Origin of the sequence: Falsiroseomonas frigidaquae, assembly GCF_012163145.1 — a bacterium.
Taxonomy (GTDB): domain Bacteria; phylum Pseudomonadota; class Alphaproteobacteria; order Acetobacterales; family Acetobacteraceae; genus Falsiroseomonas; species Falsiroseomonas frigidaquae.
Map to the genome: position 1 here is coordinate 554330 of NZ_JAAVTX010000006.1, position 18730 is coordinate 573059.

Annotated in this window: 16 protein-coding genes; 11 read left to right on the top strand and 5 right to left on the bottom strand. The window is 71.2% G+C overall.

Annotated features, from left to right (window positions below; genetic code table 11):
• Nucleotide 1 precedes the first annotated feature (1 nt).
• The 4 genes from HB662_RS22200 to HB662_RS22215 form a co-directional block, all read right to left on the bottom strand.
• Complete coding sequence (locus HB662_RS22200) at nt 2-484, bottom strand: GNAT family N-acetyltransferase (RefSeq protein ID WP_209443411.1); 483 nt, start codon at nt 482-484, stop codon at nt 2-4.
• Between the two features lie 76 nt (nt 485-560).
• On the bottom strand, nt 561-1265 hold the full coding sequence (locus HB662_RS22205; RefSeq protein WP_168051892.1) for a histone H1: 705 nt from the start codon (nt 1263-1265) through the stop codon (nt 561-563).
• 611 nt (nt 1266-1876) lie between these two features.
• On the bottom strand, nt 1877-3007 hold the full coding sequence (locus HB662_RS22210) for a bifunctional 2-methylcitrate synthase/citrate synthase (RefSeq protein WP_168052881.1): 1131 nt from the start codon (nt 3005-3007) through the stop codon (nt 1877-1879).
• Between the two features lie 131 nt (nt 3008-3138).
• The gene (locus HB662_RS22215) at nt 3139-4680 is read right to left on the bottom strand and encodes an MmgE/PrpD family protein (protein WP_168052883.1); all 1542 of its coding nucleotides are present in this window, start codon (nt 4678-4680) and stop codon (nt 3139-3141) included.
• Between the two features lie 82 nt (nt 4681-4762).
• Here HB662_RS22215 and HB662_RS22220 point away from each other — a divergent pair, with 82 nt between their 5' ends.
• The 9 genes from HB662_RS22220 to HB662_RS29995 all read left to right on the top strand — a co-directional run bounded on the left by HB662_RS22220 (nt 4763) and on the right by HB662_RS29995 (nt 14431).
• On the top strand, nt 4763-5761 hold the full coding sequence (locus HB662_RS22220; RefSeq protein ID WP_168052885.1) for a LysR family transcriptional regulator: 999 nt from the start codon (nt 4763-4765) through the stop codon (nt 5759-5761).
• A gap of 21 nt (nt 5762-5782) precedes the next feature.
• A complete protein-coding gene (locus HB662_RS22225; RefSeq protein WP_168052887.1) occupies nt 5783-6133 on the top strand; it encodes a hypothetical protein in 351 nt (116 codons plus the stop codon).
• Between the two features lie 243 nt (nt 6134-6376).
• Nucleotides 6377-6559: a hemin uptake protein HemP gene (gene hemP / locus HB662_RS22230; RefSeq protein ID WP_168052889.1), complete on the top strand. Its 183-nt coding sequence runs from the start codon at nt 6377-6379 to the stop codon at nt 6557-6559.
• An 84-nt stretch (nt 6560-6643) separates the two neighbouring features.
• Nucleotides 6644-8713 (top strand): TonB-dependent hemoglobin/transferrin/lactoferrin family receptor, encoded by a 2070-nt coding sequence (locus HB662_RS22235; protein WP_168052891.1) that lies wholly within the window; start codon nt 6644-6646, stop codon nt 8711-8713.
• A 20-nt stretch (nt 8714-8733) separates the two neighbouring features.
• On the top strand, nt 8734-9762 hold the full coding sequence (locus tag HB662_RS22240) for a hemin-degrading factor (RefSeq protein ID WP_168052893.1): 1029 nt from the start codon (nt 8734-8736) through the stop codon (nt 9760-9762).
• A complete protein-coding gene (locus HB662_RS22245; RefSeq protein ID WP_168052895.1) occupies nt 9762-10628 on the top strand; it encodes a heme/hemin ABC transporter substrate-binding protein in 867 nt (288 codons plus the stop codon). Before HB662_RS22240 ends, HB662_RS22245 begins: the two co-directional genes overlap by 1 nt.
• A complete protein-coding gene (locus tag HB662_RS22250; protein WP_168052897.1) occupies nt 10628-11707 on the top strand; it encodes a FecCD family ABC transporter permease in 1080 nt (359 codons plus the stop codon). Before HB662_RS22245 ends, HB662_RS22250 begins: the two co-directional genes overlap by 1 nt.
• A gap of 148 nt (nt 11708-11855) precedes the next feature.
• Nucleotides 11856-12644, top strand: a complete 789-nt coding sequence (locus HB662_RS22255) for a heme ABC transporter ATP-binding protein (RefSeq protein WP_168052899.1) — start codon at nt 11856-11858, stop codon at nt 12642-12644.
• 41 nt (nt 12645-12685) lie between these two features.
• On the top strand, nt 12686-14431 hold the full coding sequence (locus tag HB662_RS29995) for a ShlB/FhaC/HecB family hemolysin secretion/activation protein (protein ID WP_168052901.1): 1746 nt from the start codon (nt 12686-12688) through the stop codon (nt 14429-14431).
• Here the strand turns inward: HB662_RS29995 and HB662_RS22265 are convergent.
• Nucleotides 14406-15698 (bottom strand): acyltransferase family protein, encoded by a 1293-nt coding sequence (locus HB662_RS22265; RefSeq protein WP_342449558.1) that lies wholly within the window; start codon nt 15696-15698, stop codon nt 14406-14408. The genes HB662_RS29995 and HB662_RS22265 overlap by 26 nt on opposite strands.
• Nucleotides 15699-15815: 117 nt before the next feature.
• Here HB662_RS22265 and HB662_RS22270 point away from each other — a divergent pair, with 117 nt between their 5' ends.
• Together HB662_RS22270 and HB662_RS22275 are read left to right on the top strand one after the other, a co-directional pair.
• Nucleotides 15816-17024 carry a CoA transferase gene (locus HB662_RS22270; protein ID WP_168052905.1) on the top strand — a complete coding sequence of 403 codons (1209 nt, stop codon included), beginning with the start codon at nt 15816-15818 and terminating at the stop codon, nt 17022-17024.
• Between the two features lie 5 nt (nt 17025-17029).
• Nucleotides 17030-18703, top strand: coding sequence for an acyl-CoA dehydrogenase family protein (locus HB662_RS22275; RefSeq protein ID WP_168052907.1), 1674 nt, complete (start codon nt 17030-17032; stop codon nt 18701-18703).
• Nucleotides 18704-18730: the final 27 nt, after the last annotated feature.

Genomic DNA, 18730 nt, shown 5'->3' on the forward strand with positions numbered 1-18730 from the left:
GCTACAGGGACGCGGCTGGGTCCAGCCGCACCACATAGCTGCGCCAGTCGGCGCGCGTCGCGATCCGCTCATACAGCGCGATCGCGGCGACATCGGCTTCCGGCACGATCCAGCGCAGATGGCTCCAGCCGCGCGCCCGGCCTTCGGAGATGGCGGCGGCGATCAGCGCGCGGGCGACGCCCTGGCCGCGCGCCTCAGGCCGCACGAACAGATCATCGAGGTTGCCGCAGCTGCGGGCGAAGACCACCTCCGGCAGGTCGAACAGGATGGCGAAGCCAAGCGGCGTGCCCGCCGCATCCTCGGCCAGCAGCACCTCCGCCGCCGGATGCCGCGCCAGCAGCGCTGCCTGCGCCTCCGGCGTCGCCACCGCGGCGCCGGCGAGCACGCCGCGCATCTCCGCCGCATAGAGCGCCAGCAGCGGCGCCAGGCGGTGGCGCTGGTCGCGTGCCAGGGGGGTGATGCGTGGGGCAGGTCGGGCGGTCATGCGTGCAGGCTCCGGACATGAAAAGGGCGCCGCCCGCATGCGGACGACGCCCTTTCCCGGTGATGGGCCGAGAGGCTTAGGAAGCGGCCTCGGGCGTCGCGGCGGGTGCCTCGGCGGCGGCAGCAGCGGCGGCAGCGGCCTTCTTCGCGGCGCGCGTCGCAGCGCCCTTGCGGGCGGCTTCCGAACGCGCGGAGGTCGCGGCCTTGGCGGCGGCGGTCGGCGAAGGCTTGCGCGGCGCCGCAGCCTTCTTCGGCGCGGCAGCCTTGCGCGGCGCGGCAGCGCGGGCGGCCGGCTTCTTGGCGCTCGCGGCCTTCTTCGGCGCGGCAGCCTTGCGCGGCGCGGCGGCGCGGGCAGCCGGCTTCTTGGCAGTCGCGGCCTTCTTCGGCGCGGCGGCCTTGCGGGCGGCGGGCTTCTTCGCGGCCGCGGCCTTCTTCGGCGCCGCCTTCTTCACGGCGGCCTTCTTCGGCGCGGCCTTCTTCGCGGCAGCCTTCGGCGCGGCAGCCTTCTTCGGCGCAGCCTTCTTCACGGCGGCCTTTGCAGGCGCAGCCTTCTTGGCAGCGGGCTTCTTCGCGGCCGCGGCCTTCTTCGGCGCAGCAGCCTTCTTCGGCGCCGCCTTCTTCACGGCAGCCTTCGCCGGCGCGGCCTTCTTGGCAGCGGGCTTCTTCGCGGCGGGCTTCTTGGCCGCCGGCTTCTTCGCCGTCTTGCGCGCGGCGGCCATCGCCATCGGCTGGGCGCGCGGTGCGGCCTCTTCCGTCGCGATCGTGTCGTTGATGTCGGTCATGTTGGTCAGGATCTCCGCTTCAGTTCCGGTGAATGGTGTTCCGCTGGTGCTGGCGGGGCTGCCCGGCTCGCGCCGCGCCGCACCCCACAAAGTCAGGTTGGAGCGTGCGGTTCCGCGGTCGGCACGAATCCCGTATCGCGCCGTGCCACTGCTGCCGCCATCCGTATCGCGCCGGCGCCCGCCGCGTGGCGCTTCCGAGGTGACGCCTTGCGGCGGCACCATGCCGGCTGCCTGCGACGTTGCGGGACGCGGCGTGCGTTGCACGATCCTCTGCCCCACGAGCCTGCGGTCCATGGACCGATCCTTCCTGCTGCGTGCTCCGTTGTCGTGCTGCGCCGGGTCTGCGTCGCCATCGGCGGCGAAGTCCCTGCGCGAATCGCGTCAAGCGATGCTTGCAACGTCACGCTATCCGTGCGCGCAACCTGCCTGTCAAACGGAATCGCACGAAAGCCAAGCACGCTTGTGCAAGTGCTGTGCAGCGAAGGCGGCGATGCGGTGCATCTGCGTCGCCCGCGGCGCGTCCTTGACGCGCTGGATAAGGCTCTCGCGCCGCGTCTCAGCGGCGCGCGAAAACACGTCGCGCCGGCTTTCGCCGGCGCGACAGGAACGCGTTAACCCCTTGCGGCAAGCGGCGGGACGGCACGCTGGTCAACGCCGGTGTAGTGCGACAGCGGGCGGATCAGCCGGTTGTCGGCGGCCTGTTCGAACACATGCGCCGCCCAGCCGGTGATGCGGGAGCAGACGAAGATCGGCGTGAACATCGGGATGTCGAAACCCATCAGGTAGTAGGCAGGGCCTGCCGGGAAATCGAGGTTGGGGTGGATGTTCTTGCGCTCCAGCATCTGCTTCGCCAGCACGCGGCTGGTCTCCATCCAGCGCCGGTCGCCGACGACCTCTGCCATCTTCTCGGCGTATTTGGTCATCGTCGGCACGCGGCTATCGCCGCTCTTGTAGACCCGGTGGCCGAAGCCCATCACCAGGGCGCGATGGTCGAACTTGCCTTCCAGCCAGTCCACCGCCGCTTCCGGGCTGCCGACTTCCTTCAGCATGTGCATCACCGCCTCGTTCGCCCCGCCATGCAGCGGGCCCTTCAGCGCGGCGATGCCGGCGGCGATGGCGCCGTGGATGTCGGCGCCCGTCGAGGTCACCGTCCGCGCCGTGAAGGTGGAGGCGTTGAAGGTATGCTCGGCGTAAAGGATCATCGACACATCGAAGGATTTGATCACCTCCGGCTGCGGCACCTTGCCGAAGACCAGGTGGAAGAAGTTCTCCGAATAGGGCAGCGAGGCATCGGGCTCGATCGGCTCCAGCCCCTTCGACAGCCGGTTCGCCGCGGCCACCGCGGTCGGCGCCTTGGCGAAAAGGCGCATCGCCTTGCGGCGCTGGGCGGCGTCGGAGACGTCGGCCGATTCCGGATCCTCCATGCCCATGAAGGATACGGCGGTGCGGATCGCGTCCATCGGGTGCGCGTCCTTCGGGAAGTCCCGCAGCACGCGCAGCAGCGCCGGGGACAGCGCGCGGTTCGCGCGTTCCTCCGCCTGGAAGGCTTGAAGCTGGGCGGCGGTCGGGAGTTCCCCGTGCCACAGCAGGTAGGCCACCTGCTCGAAATCGGTTTCCTCGCACAGCTCCTGCACGGCGTAGCCGCGATAGGTCAGGCTGTTGGTCTCCGGCATCACCTTGGAGACGGCGGAGACATCGGCGTAGACGCCGACGAGGCCCTTGTAGATGGTTGGTTCAGTCATTGGGTTTCTCCGTGTTTCGGCGAGGGAGCGGGCCGGTCGTGCCGGCCCGCTCCCCATCATCCCGCCACGCACTCAGAACACGCCGGCCCGGAAGATCCGGTCCAGAAGATGGCGGGTCACAAGATACCGGCTCAGAAGATGCCGGGCTTCGCTTCCGCCAGCGTGCCCGCCGGCAGCACCACGTTCAGCCCGGCGAGTTGCTCGGCCGTCAGCCGCGGCAGGTCCTGCACCAGCTCGAGGAAGCGGTTCTGCTCCCGCGTCGTGATGATGCCGTCCGTCAGCGTGCGGAACTTGTGGATGTACTGCTCCCGCCCGAAGGGCCGGGCGCCGTTCGGGTGGGCGTTGGCGACGCCCAGCTCATCGACCAGCTTGGACCCATCCTTCATCAGGATCTCGACGCGGCCGCCGAAGGACAGTTCCTCGGGGTCGCGGGAGTGGTACTTGCGGGTCCACTCCGGGTCTTCCGTCGTCTCGATCTTGTGCCACAGGCGCACCGTGTCGGCACGACCGGCGCGCTTCGGCGCGTAGCTGTCCACATGGTGCCAGCTGCCGTCCTGCAGGGCGACGGCGAAGATGTACATGATGGAATGGTCCAGCGTTTCCCGGCTCGCCTTCGGGTCCATCTTCTGCGGATCGTTGGCGCCGGTGCCGATCACGTAGTGGGTGTGGTGGCTGGTATGGATGATGATCTTCTCGATCGCCTCCACATCGGCGATCTGCTCCCGCATGCGGAAGGCCAGGTCGATCAGCGCCTGGGACTGGTACTCGGCGGAGTGCTCCTTGGTGTAGCTGTCGAGGATCGCGCGCTTCGGCTCACCGGCCTCGGGCAGCGGCACTTCGTAGTACACCGGGTCGAACACGGTCTTGCGGCCCTTGCTGTCGGCCTGCGTGCGGCCGGACAGGACCCAGGCGATGACAGAGTCCTCGCCTTCGTAGATCGGGCTCGGCGCACCCTCGCCGCGCATGCAGCGGTCCACGGCTTCCACCGCCAGCTTGCCGGCATGGGCGGGGGCATAGGCCTTCCAGGAGGAGATCTCGCCCTTGCGCGACTGGCGGAAGGACACGCTGGTATGCAGCGCCTGCTGGATCGACTGGAACACCACCTCCTGCTTCAGGCCGAGCAGCGTGCCGATGCCGGCCGCTCCCGCCGGGCAGAGATGCGCGATGTGATCGACGCGATGCTCATGCAGGCAGATCGCGCGCACCAGGTTGATGTGCAGCTCATAGGCCGTGGCCAGGCCGCGCATGAGATCCTTGCCCGACCGCCCCATCGCCTGCGCCACCGCCAGCACGGGCGGGATGTTGTCGCCCGGGTGGGAATAATCGGCGGCCAGGAAGGTGTCGTGCATATCGAGCTCGCGAACCGCCGTGCCATTCGCCCAGGCCGCCCATTCGGGCGACACGGTGGCGCCGGACTTCACGCCGAACACGGTCGCGCCGCCGGCCTTCTTGGCATGGCCCAGTGCCATGCCGCGGGCGGAAACGACGGGGCGACGGTTGATCGCGGCGATCGCCACGCTGGCATTGTCGATGACCCGGTTGATGATCATCGCCGCCGTGTCCTTCGGCACCGCCACCTTGTCGGTGGCGACTCCCGCCATCTTCCAGGCGAGCTGGTCCTCGCGCTTCAGCAGCGCCTTGGAGGGGTGGACCTTCACCGGGTGCATCTTCATGCGTCTTGATCCTCGATATGCCGTGGGTAAATGGCGGCGGTTCTTGTGGACCGCGGGGCCGTCATCGTCCATTCCGATTGGCATGACAACGCGATACGATTTCCGTATCGCGCCCGCCCGGTCGCGCAAGGCTGTACCCTCCATGGATTTCCGGCTGGTCCGACGCCTCGGCCATTTCCTCGCGGTCGCCGAGGAAGGGCATTTCGGTCGCGCCGCGGCGCGGCTCGGCATCTCGCAGCCACCGCTGACCGCGCAGATCCAGGCGCTGGAGCGCGAACTCGGCGTGCTGCTGCTGCATCGCACGGGCAAGGGCGCGCGACCGACCCGGGCCGGAGAGGCGCTGCTGCCGCTGGCGCGGCGCCTGGCGGAAGGCGCTGGGCAACTCGAACAGCTTGCCCGCGAATTGCGCGCCGGCCGGCACGCGCCGGTCGCGCTCGCCTGCGTGACCTCCGCCCTGTTCGACTATCTGCCGCCGCTGGTGCGCGCCCTGCAGGCCGCCCGCCCCTCCTCCGCCATCGCGGTGCGGGAGATGGACACGGCGGATGCGGTGGAGGCGCTGCGCCGGGGCGAGGTGGATCTGGCGCTGCTGCGGCTGGACCGGGACCGCCACCCGATACGGCTGCGCAGCCTGGGGCGGGACGTGCTGGCCGCGGCGCTGCCCGAAGCGCATCCGCTGGCCGCCGGCACCGGGCCGCTGGACCTGGCGGCGCTGGCGGATGAGCCGATGCTGGTGCTGCCGCGCGCCATCAGCCCGGCCTATTCGGACGCGATGGTCGCCGCCTGCCGCGACGCCGGATTCGCGCCGCGCGCGGAACGTGAGGTGGGGTCCGCCATGGCGCAGCTCGGCTTCGTCGCGGCCGGGCTTGGCGTGGCGCTAGTTTCCGCCGGCATGGCCCGGCTGCGGCCGCCCGGAGTGGCCTTCCGGGCGCTGGCCGGGCCGATCCATGCGGTGGGCGTGGCGCTCGCCTGGCATGCGGAGCGGGAGAACGAGGCGACGCGCCTGGCCCTTACGCTGGCGGAGGCGCTGTTCCCATCGCCGATGGGGGAACAACTAGCCGGGACCACCGCAGACAAACCCTGACGAATGCGCTAACCGAGGGCCATGGATCTCTCCCCCGAACAGCTTCGGTCGGCCCGCGCGGCGGGCTGCGCCTTCATCCCCGCCACCGAGGACCAGGTGGCCCGTCTCACCATGCAGCGGCGCATCTTCCGCATCGACGGCGTGCCGCACCTGGCCCAACGCGCCGATAGCGGCTTCTACGAGACGCATGGCACGCTGACGCCGCTGCTCGGCGTCGCGGCCGGCGAGGTCGCCGCCCCGCCGGCGGAGACGCTGCAGGAAGCCGAGGCGGCGGATGCCTCCGCCACCCTGGCGCTGGCCGCCGAGAGCCGTGGTGGGCGCGGCGCGCAGGTGATTCGCCGCGGCCGGCCGCGCAGCCCGCGCGGCGGCTGACCCCGGCGCCGGGCGGCCGGCGCCAACACGACCTCTGCCGGGCCGCCGGCGCCACCACGACCTCTTCCGGGCGGCCGGCGCCACCACGACCTCTTCCGGGCGGCCGGCGCCAACACGACCTCCAAGCCAAGGAATCCGGCGCCTTGAGCCCGGCCCGGGCTACAGCATTCGCTATGTGTCTTATTGCGAATGACTCTCACTTGCTTTATGGAATGCGGGCCACTGTCCCGATGGACCCACCGCATGACCGAATCCGTTGCAGCGCCCGGGGAGCCAGCAGTGATCAGCGTCCCCGTCAGCCAGGAAGTCGCCAAGGTCCAGAGTTCAGACCTGCTGAAAGGCGCCCGTGAATTGCTGATCCAGCATCACGGCGACACCTATCGGCTGCGCCTGACCAGCAACGACAAGCTGATCCTCACCAAGTAGCCAACCCTTCCCACCGAGCCAGCACGAAGCGCCAGCCGACGCTACAGCCAGCCAGGTCCCGAATCCTCCCGATCGGAGCGCCCCATGGCCGACCGCCGGCTCGCCTCAGCCCAGATTACTGCTGCCATCATCGCCCTCGCCGCCGTCACCCCCGCCTCGGCGCAACAAGCGCCGGCCGCAGCTGGCACGCAACAAGCGCCGGCCGCAGCTGGCACGCAACAAGCGCCGGCTGCCGGTGGGGCGGTCACGCCGCTGGATGCGGTCACCACCACCGCCACCCGAACCCGCGCCATCTCCGGCGATGTCGCCGCACCGGTGACGGTGATCGGGCGGGAGGAGATCGAGCGCCGCGACGCGCGCAGCGTCATCGACCTGATCCAGGACATACCCGGCATCGAATCCTCCGGCGCGCCGCGCACCACGGCGCTGCAGCCGATCATCCGCGGCCTGGGCGATGAACGGGTGGTGCTGCGCACGGATGGCGCGCGGAACAACTTCAACGCCGGCCATCGCGGCCGCACCTTCGTGGACCCGGACCTGCTGCGGCAGGTCGAGGTGCTGCGCGGCCCGGCCTCCACCCTGTACGGCTCCGGCGCGCTGGGTGGCGCCATCTCGCTGCGGACCATCGAGGTGGAGGACATCCTGCGGCCCGGCGCGGCCTTCGGCGGCACGCTGGGCGCCGGCTGGCAGAGCCAGGGCAGCGGACCGCGCGGCAGCCTCGCGCTGGGCGCGCGGGCGGGCGACTTCACGCTGCTGGGTGCCGTGGCGGGTTTCACCAACAACAACTTCACCGATGGCGCGGACAACACCATTCCCTTCACCGGGGACAACGCCACCTCGCTGCTCGGCAAGCTGGGCTGGAACCCTGGCCACCACCGCTTCCAGATTTCGGCGCTGCGCTTCCGCGACGACCACCAGATCCCGATCTCGGCCAATACCGCGACCACCACGGGCATCACCGACCGCGACACGGTGTCGGAGAACCTGTCCTTCCGCTGGTCCTACGAGGACCCGGCCAACCCGCTGTTCAACCCGCAGGTGGTGCTCTACCGCACCCATGTGGACCTGACGGAGCAGCGGCTGACCGGTGCGCGGGTGCGCGACCGGACGGAGCTGACGACGGTCGGTATCGATGCGCAGAACACCTCCCGCTTCGGGCTCGGCCCGACGCGCCATGCGTTGACCTTCGGTACGGAGATCTACCGGGACGAGCAGGAGGGCCGCGCCAATGGCGTGCCGCGGGCGCAGTTCCCCTCCGCCGAGCAATCCATCACCGCTTTCTTCATCCAGGACGAGATCGGGCTGGGCAACTTCACCCTGACGCCGGGCGTCCGCCTCGACCGCTTCGAGCAGGAAAGCCCGGATGGTCGCAACGATCGCGATTCCGAGCGTGCCTCCCCGCGCGTGTCGCTGGCCTGGCAGGTCACGCCCTGGCTGCAGCCCTATGTCAGCTATGCGGAAGGTTTTCGGGCGCCCTCGCTGACGGAACTTTATGTCGGCGGGCAGCACTTCCCGGGCAACAGCTTCGTGCCCAACCCGAACCTGCGGCCGGAAGTCTCCCGCAACAAGGAAGTGGGCGCCAACCTCCGCTTCTCGGATGTCTTCCAGGGCGGCGACCGCCTGCGCATCCGCGTCGCCGCCTTCCGCAACGACGTGGACGATTTCATCGAACAGACCGTGCTGCGCACCACCACCGTCTCCGCCAATGTGGCCGAGGCGCGGATCGAGGGTGTGGAGGCGGAGGCGCAGTATGATGCGGGCCTCTGGTACGCCGGCCTCGGCGCCGCGGCGCTGAAGGGCGACAACCGCGTCACCGACCAGCCGCTGGCCTCGATCCCCGCGCATCGCGTCACGCTCTCCGCCGGCTACCGCTTCCTGGATCACGGCGTCGTGGTCGGCGGGCGCATCACGGCGACGGCGGAACAGGACCGCGCACCCAATGTCGCCGGCGTGGCGCAGCAGACCAGCGGCTACGGGCTGCTCGACCTGCACGCCGCCTGGACGCCGAATTTCGCGCCGAATGTCCGGCTCTCGCTGGCGATCGACAATGTCTTCGACCACGCCTACCGCCGCGCCAACTGGAACAGCGACCCGTCGCCGCCCTTCTACGATGTCGGCCGGAACATCCGCGGCGCGCTGCGCGTCAGCTTCTGACCCAGGGGAGAAACCAGGACATGCCCAGCCTCAACGAACGCTACGCGGACCTGATGCAAGCCGGCCCGGTGCGGGTGCGCGACGCGGCGCAGCGCCTCAACACGACGGAGGCGGCGCTGGTCGCCGCCGGCGTCACCGGGCCGGCGACACCGCTGAAGCCGGAATGGGGCGCGCTGTTCGCCGCTATGCCGCGCCTCGGCGGCATCATGTGCCTGACGCGGAACGAGCATGCGGTACATGAACGGCATGGCCGTTTCGTCGATGTCTCCTCCGGCCCCGGGCACATCCTGGTGCTCGGCCCGGATATCGACCTGCGGCTGTTCCCGGGCCGCTGGGCGCATGCCTATGCGCTGGGCGGCGACCGCCCCTCGATCCAGATCTTCGACAAGGACGGCAACGCGGTGCACAAGGTCTTCGCCACCGGCGAGACCGACACGGCGGGCTGGGATGCGGTGATCGCCGAATTCGCCGCGCCGGCGGCCGCGCTGCCGCCGATGACCGCCGCCGAGCCCGCTGCGCCCGCCACCGAGACCCCGGTGGACCAAGCGAAGCTGCGCGAGGAATGGAAGGCGCTGCAGGACACGCACGACTTCATCACCCTGCTGCGCCGGCACAAGGCCAGCCGCCGCCAGGCCTTTCGGCTGGCGGGGGAGGATCTGGCGCTGCGCCTGCCGTCTGCCGCTGCGGTCGCCACGCTGCAGCGTGCGGCCAGCGCCGAGGTGCCGATCATGGTTTTCGTCGGCAACCGCGGCGCCATCCAGATCCACACTGGCCCGGTCGCCCGACTGCGCGCCACGCCGGGCTGGTTCAACGTGCTGGACCCGGCCTTCAACCTGCATCTGCGCGAGGCCGGTGTGGCCGAGGCGTGGCGCGTGGTGAAGCCCACCGCCGATGGCGACGTGACCAGCATCGAGCTGCTGGATGCGACGGGCGAGACGATCGCGATGATGTTCGGCGCCCGCAAGCCGGGCCAGCCGGAGCGTGAGGATTGGCGCGCGGTTGTCGCCGATGTTTCCGGCACGCCCTGGCCCGCCGAGCGCGCCGCGTGATGCAGCGCCGCGCCCTGCTCGGCCTGGCCGCGACGCTACCGCTCGCGCGCCCGGCGCGCGCGGAGCTGTCGCGGATCGTCACGGTGGGTGGCGCGGTGACGGAGACCGTCTTCGCGCTGGGTGCCGGCGCACAGGTTGTGGCGGTGGACAGCACCAGCCTGTTCCCCGCCGCCGCGCGCGCGCTGCCGCAGGTGGGCTATCTGCGGTCCCTGGCGCCGGAGGGTCTGATCTCGCTCGACCCGGACCTGCTGCTGCTGTCGGATGAGGCCGGGCCGCCGCAATCCATCGCGGTGCTGCGCGCCGCCGGCGCGCCCGTCGCGATGATCCCGGATGGCGCCGGCGCGGCGGCGGTGCGGCGCAAGATCACCGCCATCGCCCAGGCGCTCGGCCAGGATGGCAGCGGGCTGGCGGATGCGGTGGCGGCGGATTGGGCGGCGCTGGATGCGCCGATCGCGGCGCTGCGCCCGGCGCGGGCGCTGTTCGTGCTGTCCGCGGCGCGCGGCGCGCCGCTGGTCTCCGGCCGCAACACCCATGCGGATGCGCTGCTGGCCGCGGTGGGGGCGGAGAATTGCGTGACGGAGTTCCAGGGCTATCGCCCGCTCTCCGCCGAATCTTCCGCGCAGCGCGCACCGGAGGTGATCGTGATGATGGAACACGCCTTGGCCGAGGCCGGCGGCATCGATGGCGTGCTGCGCGCCACCGCGCTGTCCGTCACCCCCGCCGCCGCGACGCGCCGCGTGGTGGCGCTCGAGGGCTCCTACATGCTGAATTTCGGCCCGCGCGCGGCGCATGCGCGGCGCGACCTGGCGGCGCGACTGCATCCGGCTGCCAACCTGCCCGCCCTGCCGGCGCGGCCCTGGGTGTGATGCATATCGCCCGCGTCGTACCTGCCATGCGGGTCGGCATCGACCGCACCCCGTGGGTGCTGGCCGGCGGCCTGGTCGTGCTGCTGGCGGCGATGGCGGCCGGCGTGCTGCTCGGCCCGGCCCGCATCTCGCCCGGCGGGCTCGGCGCGGTGCTGGCCGATGCGCTGGGTCTGGCCGATCTGCCGGATGCCTTCCGGCGCGATGCCGCAGTGCTGGGCGTGATCCGTGCGCCGCGCGTGCTGCTGGCGGCCATCATCGGCGCCGGGCTGGGCGCGGCGGGGGCGGCGATGCAGGGGCTGTTCCGCAATCCGCTGGCGGACCCCGGGCTGATCGGGGTTTCCGCCGGGGCCGCGCTGGCCGCGGTGGCCGCCATCGTCTTCGGCGCCACGCTGTTCGGCGTGGCGGCCGGGGCGCTCGGCCTGTGGATGCTGCCGCTGGCGGCCTTTCTCGGCGGGCTGGCGGCGACGCTGCTGATGGCGCGTCTCGGCAATGTCGGCGGCGTCACCGGCGTGGCCACGCTGCTGCTGGCCGGCGTCGCGGTGAATGCGCTGGCCGGCGCGCTGACCGGCCTGCTGATCTTCACCGCCGATGACCGCCAGGTGCGCGACATCACCTTCTGGACGCTGGGCAGCCTGGCCGGGGCGCGGTGGGAACAGGTGCCGGTGGTGGCTGCCCTGGTCGGCCTGCCGACACTTGGCCTGATCGCCCTGGCCCGCCCGCTGGATGCGCTGCTGCTGGGCGAGGCGGAGGCCTTCCACCTCGGCCATCGGGTGGAGACGGTGAAGCGCGTGGCGGTGACGCTGGCGGCCATTGCGGTCGCCGCGGGTGTCGCCTTCACCGGGCTGATCGGGTTCGTGGGCCTGGTGGTGCCGCATCTGCTGCGGCTCGGCTTCGGTTCCGGCCACCGGCTGGTGCTGCCCGGTTCCGCGCTGCTCGGCGGGGCGCTGCTGGTGCTGTCGGACCTCGCCGCGCGCAGCCTGGCGGCACCGGCGGAACTGCCGGTGGGCGTCGTCACCGCGCTGATCGGCGCACCCTTCTTCTTGTGGCTGCTGCGTCGCGCCGCAGGCGCGCAAGCATGACAGGCCGCAGGCGCGCAAGCATGACAAGCCGCAGGCGCGCAGACATGCCAAGCCGCAGGCGCGCAGACATGACAAACCGCAGGCGCGCAGACGTGCGAAGCCGCGGGAGCGCAGGCATGGCGCTCCTCGGGTGCGAGGGAGCCGGAGCATGATCGCGGCGCGGGGCATCTGGCTGAAGGCCGGCGGCCGGTCCTTGCTGGCGGATGTCTCGCTGGAAATGCGGCCGGGCGAGGTCCTGGTGCTGGCCGGGCCGAATGGCGCCGGCAAGTCCACCCTGCTGAAGATCCTGGCCGGCGAGGTCACGCCCGGCGCCGGCCAGGTGACTCTGGAAGGCCGGCCCCTGCCGGCCTGGCACCCGCGCGACCTGGCGCGGCGCCGGGCCGTGCTCGGCCAGCATGTCGGCGTGGCGTTTCCCATGCTGGCGCGGGACGTGGTGGCGCTCGGCCGCCTGCCCTGGCACGGCCACCCCGCCGAGACGGCGCGCGATGCCGAGGCGATCGCCGCGGCCCAGGCGGAAGCGTCGGTGACGCATCTGGCGCCCCGCGCCCACGCCACCCTGTCCGGCGGCGAGCGCCAGCGGGTGCATCTGGCCCGCGCCCTGGCGCAGCTCGATGGCGCCGGCATGCCCGCCGCGCTGATGCTGGACGAACCCACCGCCAGCCTGGATGCGGGCCACCGCGCCGCGCTGCTGCGCCTGCTGCGCCGGCTGGCCGGGCGGGGGCTGGCGGTGCTGGTGGTGCTGCACGACCTGCAGGAGGCCGCCTTCGTGGCGGACCGCGTGGCCCTGCTGGAACAGGGTCGGCTGCTGGCCTGCGGCCCACCCGATGTCGCGCTGGACCCGGCGCTGCTGGAGCGGGTCTACGGCCTGCCCTTCCGCCACCTGCCCGGACTGGGCCCGATCCCGTTGCTTGCAGAAGGCGCGTTGACGCCGGGGTAGAGGTTCCGCCAGGGTGATCGCGCACAGGTTGCGGAGGTCAGGTGAAGGCGGGGGCGTTGCAGGGCGATGCGAGAAGCCGTGCCTGCGCTGTCCTCCTCGCCAGTGTCCTGGCCGGGCCGGCGCTTGGGCAGGAGGCTGCGCCGCCGCCGCAGCCCGGCCTGATCGAGCGCGTCGCCCCCGCCCCCACCCCGAGCCTCGGCCCGGCGCTGCTGCCGCCGGAGCCGCCGCCCACCACGGGCCCCGGCGCCCTGCGTCGCGTGGCGCTGGGCGCGGTGCGGGTCGCCGGCAACACGGCGCTGCCGGCTGTGGTGCTGCTGCCGCCGGGCCTGGCCGGGCAGGACGCGACGCTGGCCGAGATCGAGGCCGCGCGCCTGGCCGCGCTGGCCGCCTATCGCGCCGCGGGCTTCGCCTATGTCGCCGTCGGCGCCAGCCTCTCGGCTGGGGCGGAAGGCCGTGCCGACCTGCTGCTGACGGTGACGGAGGGCTTCGTTGCCACCCTGGCGCTGGAGGGCGAGATCGGCCCGGCGGCACGGCAGCTGCGCCGCTTCCTGGAACCGCTGGTCGGCCAGCGCCCCCTGCCCCATGCGGCGCTGGAACGCGCCTTGCTGCTGGCCGGCGACATTCCCGGCGTCACCGCCCGCGGCCTCCTGCGCCCGGTGGAGGGGGAGCCGGGCGCGCTGGAGCTGCTGGTGCGGCTGGAACGCCAGGCGGTGTCCGGCTTCGCCAGCCTGGACAATCGCGGCAATACCGCGACCGGCGCCTGGCAGGGGCTGCTGGTGGGCCAGTTGAATGCCCTCACCCATCGCGGCGAACGCAGCGAGTTGGCGCTGTTCCAATCCGACCAGCACGGCCAGAGCTTCGGCCAGCTGAGCCACGAGGTCTTCCTCGGCGCCTCCGGCCTGCGGCTGCGCGGCTTCGCAGGCGCCGGGCGGGCGGCGCCGGGCGGGGCGCTGGCGGCGCTGGGCTATGCCGGGGAGACGCGGGTGGCGGGCCTTGCGCTGAGCCAGCCGCTGATCCGGTCCCGCCCGCGCAACCTGACCCTGACGGCGCAGCTCGATGCCTTCGAGAGCCTGGTGCGGCTGCGCCCGGGCGATGGCGCGCCGCGGGAACGCGCCAGCCGGGATGCGGTCCGCGCCCTGCGGCTGGGAGTGGAGGGCGAGGTCCGGGACGCCAGGCTCGGCTTCGCCCCCGCCGCCGCGGTCAGCACCGGCAGCCTGCGGCTGCATCGCGGGCTGGAGGCGCTGGGCGCGAGCACCGGCAGTCATGGCACCAGCGCACGGCTCGGCAGCGATTTCGGCTTCTTCCGGGCGGTGGCGGAGGCCTCGCGGACGCAGCCGCTATTCCAGCCGGCGGAAGGCTGGATGGTCTCGGCGCATGTCGCCGGGGCGGTGCAGTGGAGCGATGATGCGCTGCCGCCGGCCGAGAAATTCTACCTCGGTGGCAACCGCCTGGGACGCGGCTTCTTCGCCGGGCAGCTGGCCGGCGACCGCGCCATCGCCGGCAGCCTGGAGATCCAGGCCGCCACCCAGCTGCCCCTGCCCTGGTCGGCGGAGCCGCGCGGCCTGCAGCTGTACCTGTTCCGCGACGAGGCCCGCGCCACCGACAATGCCAGCGATGCCGGCGCGCGGCGCCTCGCCTCCTGGGGCGGCGGGGTGCGGCTGCAACTGTCCGACCGCGCCCAGGTCGAGCTGGAGGGCCTGCGCCGCATCACCCGCCAGCCGGATGGCGCCGGCGTGCGCGAACTGGATGCCGGCGCGGTCTTCACGAGGTTGCTGATTCGGTTCTGAGGCCGGCGGGTTGCACCGGTCGCGCAAGCGCCTTGGCGATGCGGCGGCTGAGCTGGATGCAAGGCAGTTCCACCGTCCGGAACATCACCTGCGCCAGCCCGAGCGACAGCAGCGCCGCGGCCAGCAGCGTCACGGGCAGCGGGACCACCGCCGGCATCAGCTCCACCATGAGAAGGATGACCGGGACATGCACCAGGTACAGGCTGAAGGAGACCTTGCCGAACCAGGGTAGTGGGCCGCGCATCAGCCACGCCTGCGCGGTGGCGGAGGAGATGACCAGCGCGATCAGCAGGGCCGCGCCGGCGCCATTCACCAGGTCATCCAGCACGGCCGGCGCCGGGGCCAGCCAGCGGAATTTCAGCAGGATGTAGCAGCCCACCCACAGCCCGAGCCGCGCGCCGCCGGACAGGCCGCCGATCCAGGCCCGGATTGCCGCACGATGGCGCGCCAGCAGGCTGCCGAAGGCGAAATAAGGCAGGTAGTACAACGTCATCGCATAGCCGGTGGCACCCGTCAGCCGCAGTTCCCCATAGGCGATCGCGGCGCCGATCAGGAACAGCGGCACCGCCACCCGCGTGCCCAGCGCCGTCACGGCGACCAGCAGGGGAAACACGATGGAGGCGTGCCATTCGTAGTGCAGCGTCCAGAGCACAGGGTTGAGCGAGTAGAAATCGCCGAACAGCAGCGCCTGCCGCAGCACCATCCAGAGGTTCGGTGCCTCGAACCAGCAATAGTCGAGGATGGTCATCGGCGTCGCGTTCCTCGCGCCGACGGGAATGATCGGCAGCAGGGCCGCGATGAGCAGGACGATGAAGATGCAGGGTGGCAGCAGCCGCACCATCCGCTGCATCAGGAAGGGCACATAGTTCGGCGGTCGCGTGGTGAGGAAGGGCAGCGTCAGCACGAAGCCGCTCAGGGTGAAGAAGAACAGCACCGCCTCGCGCCCCGACCAGAGCAGGCTTGGCGGCAGCGTGGTCAGCAGGAACACGCTGAGGCCACCGCCATCGAAGGCGTTCCGCCCATAACCGTCGAGGACGTGAAATATTCCCGGATACACGGTGATACAATGGTAGACGATGATAATGATCGCCGCGATGCCGCGCATCGAATCCAATGCTGCGATACGTTCAATCTGATGTGTGGCGACTGCATCCCGCAAGGGAGAAGTCATTGGGATGCTGGGTGCAGCCACATTCATGATGTCCGGCCCCGGATATTTTCGCGGGGCAAGCCTAGCATGATTGCGGCGCAGCAATACTGCGGACATCCGGCGGATAAGGGCTAATCCTTTCGGGTCGGTTCCATCGCGCCGGACCGGACCCCGGGCGATTCCGCCGGATCGGAAAATGGTCTAGACCGACCCCCGCACATCCGGAGGTATCACATGGCGGGCTTTCTCAGCGATCTTCGGGTGGTGGAAGTCTCCGCCTTCATCGCGGCGCCGATCGGCGGGATGACGCTGGCGCAGATGGGGGCGGAGGTGATCCGCATCGACCCGATCGGCGGCAACATCGACTACCGCCGCTGGCCGCTGGCCCCCACCGGCACCTCCCTCTACTGGACCGGCCTCAACAAATCTAAGCGCAGCGTGGCGCTGGCCCTGCACAAGCCGGAGGGGCGGGAGATTGCCCGCGCGCTGATATGTGCCCCCGGCGAGGGCAAGGGAATCCTCCTGACCAACCTGCCGGCCAGCGGATGGATGAGCCATGCGGAGCTTTCGAAGCACCGCGAGGACCTGATCATGCTGCGCCTGACCGGCAACCATGATGGCTCCGGCGCCGTGGACTACACGGTGAACTGCGCCAGCGGCTTCCCCACCGCGACGGGCCCCGGCGGCGATCCGGTGAACCATGTGCTGCCGGCCTGGGACATCGCCGCGGGCCTGTACCTCGCCACCGGCCTGCTCGGCGCCGAACGCGCGCGCCGCCAGGATGGCCGCGGCCGGGAAGTCACGCTGGCGCTGTCGGATGTGATGCTCGCCTCGGTCGCGACGCTCGGCTACGTCGCCGATGTGCAGGTGAATGATTCGGTGCGCCCGGCCATGGGCAACGACCTGTATGGCGCCTGGGGCCGCGATTTCCCGACCAGGGATGGCCGCCGCGTGATGGTCTGCGCCATCTCCAACCGGCAATGGCAGGCGGTGGGCAAGGCGACGGGCCTGACGGACAAGATCGCCATGATCGGCCCGATGCTGGACGTGGACCTGAACGACGAGGGCGGCAGGTTCGAGGCGCGCCACGCCATCAATGCCGTGCTCGCCCCCTGGTTCGCCAGGCACACGCTGGCCGAGATCGGCGAGGCCTTCGCCGGCACCGGCGTGCTGTGGGGCCCCTACCAGGATTTCGGGCAGTTGGTGCGGGAGGATGCGCGGTGCTCGACCGCCAACCCGATGTTCACCACCATCGCGCAGACTGGCGTCGGCGAGATCCTGGCGCCCGCCGTGCCGCTCGGCTTCGCCGAACGCGCGCCCGCCGCGCCGGCGCCCCGGCTCGGCGAACATACCGAGCAGGTGCTGGCGGAAGTGCTCGGCCTCACCACCTGCGCAATCGGCAAGCTGCATGACGCCGGCACCATAGCCGGCCCGAAGGAGTGATACGGATGGACCAGATCGTGGCCAACACCAGCAACGCCCGCGACCTGCTCGCCCGCGCCTCCGCCGGCCTGGACGCCGCCGAGCGCCTGCATGAGGTGACGCGCGCCGCGCTCGCCGCGCTGCTCGCCCCCCAGGGCAAGGTCAGCGGCGCCCTGCTCGAGCGCCACCAACTGGCCGGCCATGGCCTCGCCTGGCAGGCCACCTATGTGGCGGCGTTGCGGGAGACGCTGCGCTGGGCGGAGCGGCTGGACCAGGCCGGGCGCTTCGGCGCCACCGAACAGGCCATCCTGCATCTCGGCTTCGCGGAATACCTGGCGCAGCTCGCCGGCGGCATCCCGATGAGCCAGGCGGAGATCATCCGCCCGGCCGACATGGGCGTTCCGGCCGAGGCACTGGCCCGCTTCCAGGCCGAGCCGGCGCTGGCCGCGCTGTCCGACCTGGCGGCACTGGATGCGGCGCGCCGCCTGCTGGCGAAATCCGCCACCGAGAACCAGCTCGGCGCCGACCATCTGGAGGATGAGATGCTGGAGGCGACGCAGGCCACCTTCCTGCGCTTCGCCGCCGCCGAGATCGAGCCCTTCGCCCAGGCCTGGCACCGCAACGACGAGCTGATCCCGATCGAGACCGTGGCCAAGCTGGCCGAGATGGGCGTGTTCGGCCTGACGGTGCCGGAGGAACATGGCGGCCTCGGCCTCGGCAAGGTGGCGATGTGCCTGGTGTCGGAGGCGCTGTCCGGCGCCTATCTCGGCGTCGGCTCGCTCGGCACGCGGTCCGAGATCGCGGCCGAGCTGATCCGCCTGGCCGGCACGCCGGAGCAGCAGCAGAAGTTCCTGGCCGGCATCGCCAGTGGCGAGATCCTGCCGACGGCGGTGTTCACGGAACCGGACACCGGCTCCGACCTCGGCAGCCTGCGGACCCGTGCGGTGCGCGTCGGCGACGTCTACAAGGTATATGGCGCGAAGACCTGGATCACCCACGGCGCGCGGTCCGACCTGATGACGCTGATGGTCCGCACCGACCCGGATGCGCCGGGCTACCAGGGCCTGTCCATGCTGCTGGCGGAAAAGCCGCGCGGCACGGACGGCAACCCCTTTCCCGCCGAGGGCATGGGCGGCACCGAGATTCCCGTGCTCGGCTACCGCGGCATGAAGGAATACGAGATCTTCTTCGATGGCTTCGAGGTGCCGGTCGCCAACCTGCTGGGCGGCGTCGAGGGGCGCGGCTTCAAGCAGCTGATGGAGACCTTCGAAAGCGCCCGGATCCAGACCGCCGCGCGGGCGCTGGGCGTGGCGCGCAACGCCATCGAGCACGGCGCCTACTACGCCGCGGGCCGCAACCAGTTCGGCAAGACCATCCAGCATTTCCCGCGTGTCTACGGCAAGCTGGCCTGGATGGTGGCGGAGACGATGATGGCCCGCCAGCTCACCTACTTCGCCGCGCGGCAGAAGGACGCCGACCGGCGCTGCGACATCGAGGCCGGCATGGCCAAGCTGCTCGCGGCGCGCGTCGCCTGGTCCAATGCGGATTGCTCGCTGCAGATCCATGGCGGCAACGGCTATGCGCTGGAATACGGCATCAGCCGCCTGCTGTGCGACGCGCGCATCCTGTCGATCTTCGAGGGTGCGGCGGAGATCCAGGCGCAGGTGATCGTGCGCGGCATGCTCGGCCGGATCAACTGAAGGTATCGGAACCCTTCGACCCTCGGC

What these genes read in the sequence shown, in the direction of transcription:
- HB662_RS22225 (WP_168052887.1), top strand. Translation starts at nt 5,783, where the DNA reads ATGGATCTCTCCCCCGAACAGCTTCGGTCGGCCCGCGCGGCGGGCTGC.
- HB662_RS22245 (WP_168052895.1), top strand. Translation starts at nt 9,762, where the DNA reads ATGCAGCGCCGCGCCCTGCTCGGCCTGGCCGCGACGCTACCGCTCGCG.
- HB662_RS22240 (WP_168052893.1), top strand. Translation starts at nt 8,734, where the DNA reads ATGCCCAGCCTCAACGAACGCTACGCGGACCTGATGCAAGCCGGCCCG.
- HB662_RS22205 (WP_168051892.1), bottom strand. Translation starts at nt 1,265, where the DNA reads ATGACCGACATCAACGACACGATCGCGACGGAAGAGGCCGCACCGCGC.
- HB662_RS22220 (WP_168052885.1), top strand. Translation starts at nt 4,763, where the DNA reads ATGACAACGCGATACGATTTCCGTATCGCGCCCGCCCGGTCGCGCAAG.
- HB662_RS22275 (WP_168052907.1), top strand. Translation starts at nt 17,030, where the DNA reads ATGGACCAGATCGTGGCCAACACCAGCAACGCCCGCGACCTGCTCGCC.
- HB662_RS22270 (WP_168052905.1), top strand. Translation starts at nt 15,816, where the DNA reads ATGGCGGGCTTTCTCAGCGATCTTCGGGTGGTGGAAGTCTCCGCCTTC.
- HB662_RS22235 (WP_168052891.1), top strand. Translation starts at nt 6,644, where the DNA reads ATGGCCGACCGCCGGCTCGCCTCAGCCCAGATTACTGCTGCCATCATC.
- HB662_RS22210 (WP_168052881.1), bottom strand. Translation starts at nt 3,007, where the DNA reads ATGACTGAACCAACCATCTACAAGGGCCTCGTCGGCGTCTACGCCGAT.
- HB662_RS22250 (WP_168052897.1), top strand. Translation starts at nt 10,628, where the DNA reads ATGCATATCGCCCGCGTCGTACCTGCCATGCGGGTCGGCATCGACCGC.
- HB662_RS22255 (WP_168052899.1), top strand. Translation starts at nt 11,856, where the DNA reads ATGATCGCGGCGCGGGGCATCTGGCTGAAGGCCGGCGGCCGGTCCTTG.
- HB662_RS22265 (WP_342449558.1), bottom strand. Translation starts at nt 15,698, where the DNA reads ATGTCCGCAGTATTGCTGCGCCGCAATCATGCTAGGCTTGCCCCGCGA.
- HB662_RS22215 (WP_168052883.1), bottom strand. Translation starts at nt 4,680, where the DNA reads ATGAAGATGCACCCGGTGAAGGTCCACCCCTCCAAGGCGCTGCTGAAG.
- hemP (WP_168052889.1), top strand. Translation starts at nt 6,377, where the DNA reads ATGACCGAATCCGTTGCAGCGCCCGGGGAGCCAGCAGTGATCAGCGTC.
- HB662_RS22200 (WP_209443411.1), bottom strand. Translation starts at nt 484, where the DNA reads ATGACCGCCCGACCTGCCCCACGCATCACCCCCCTGGCACGCGACCAG.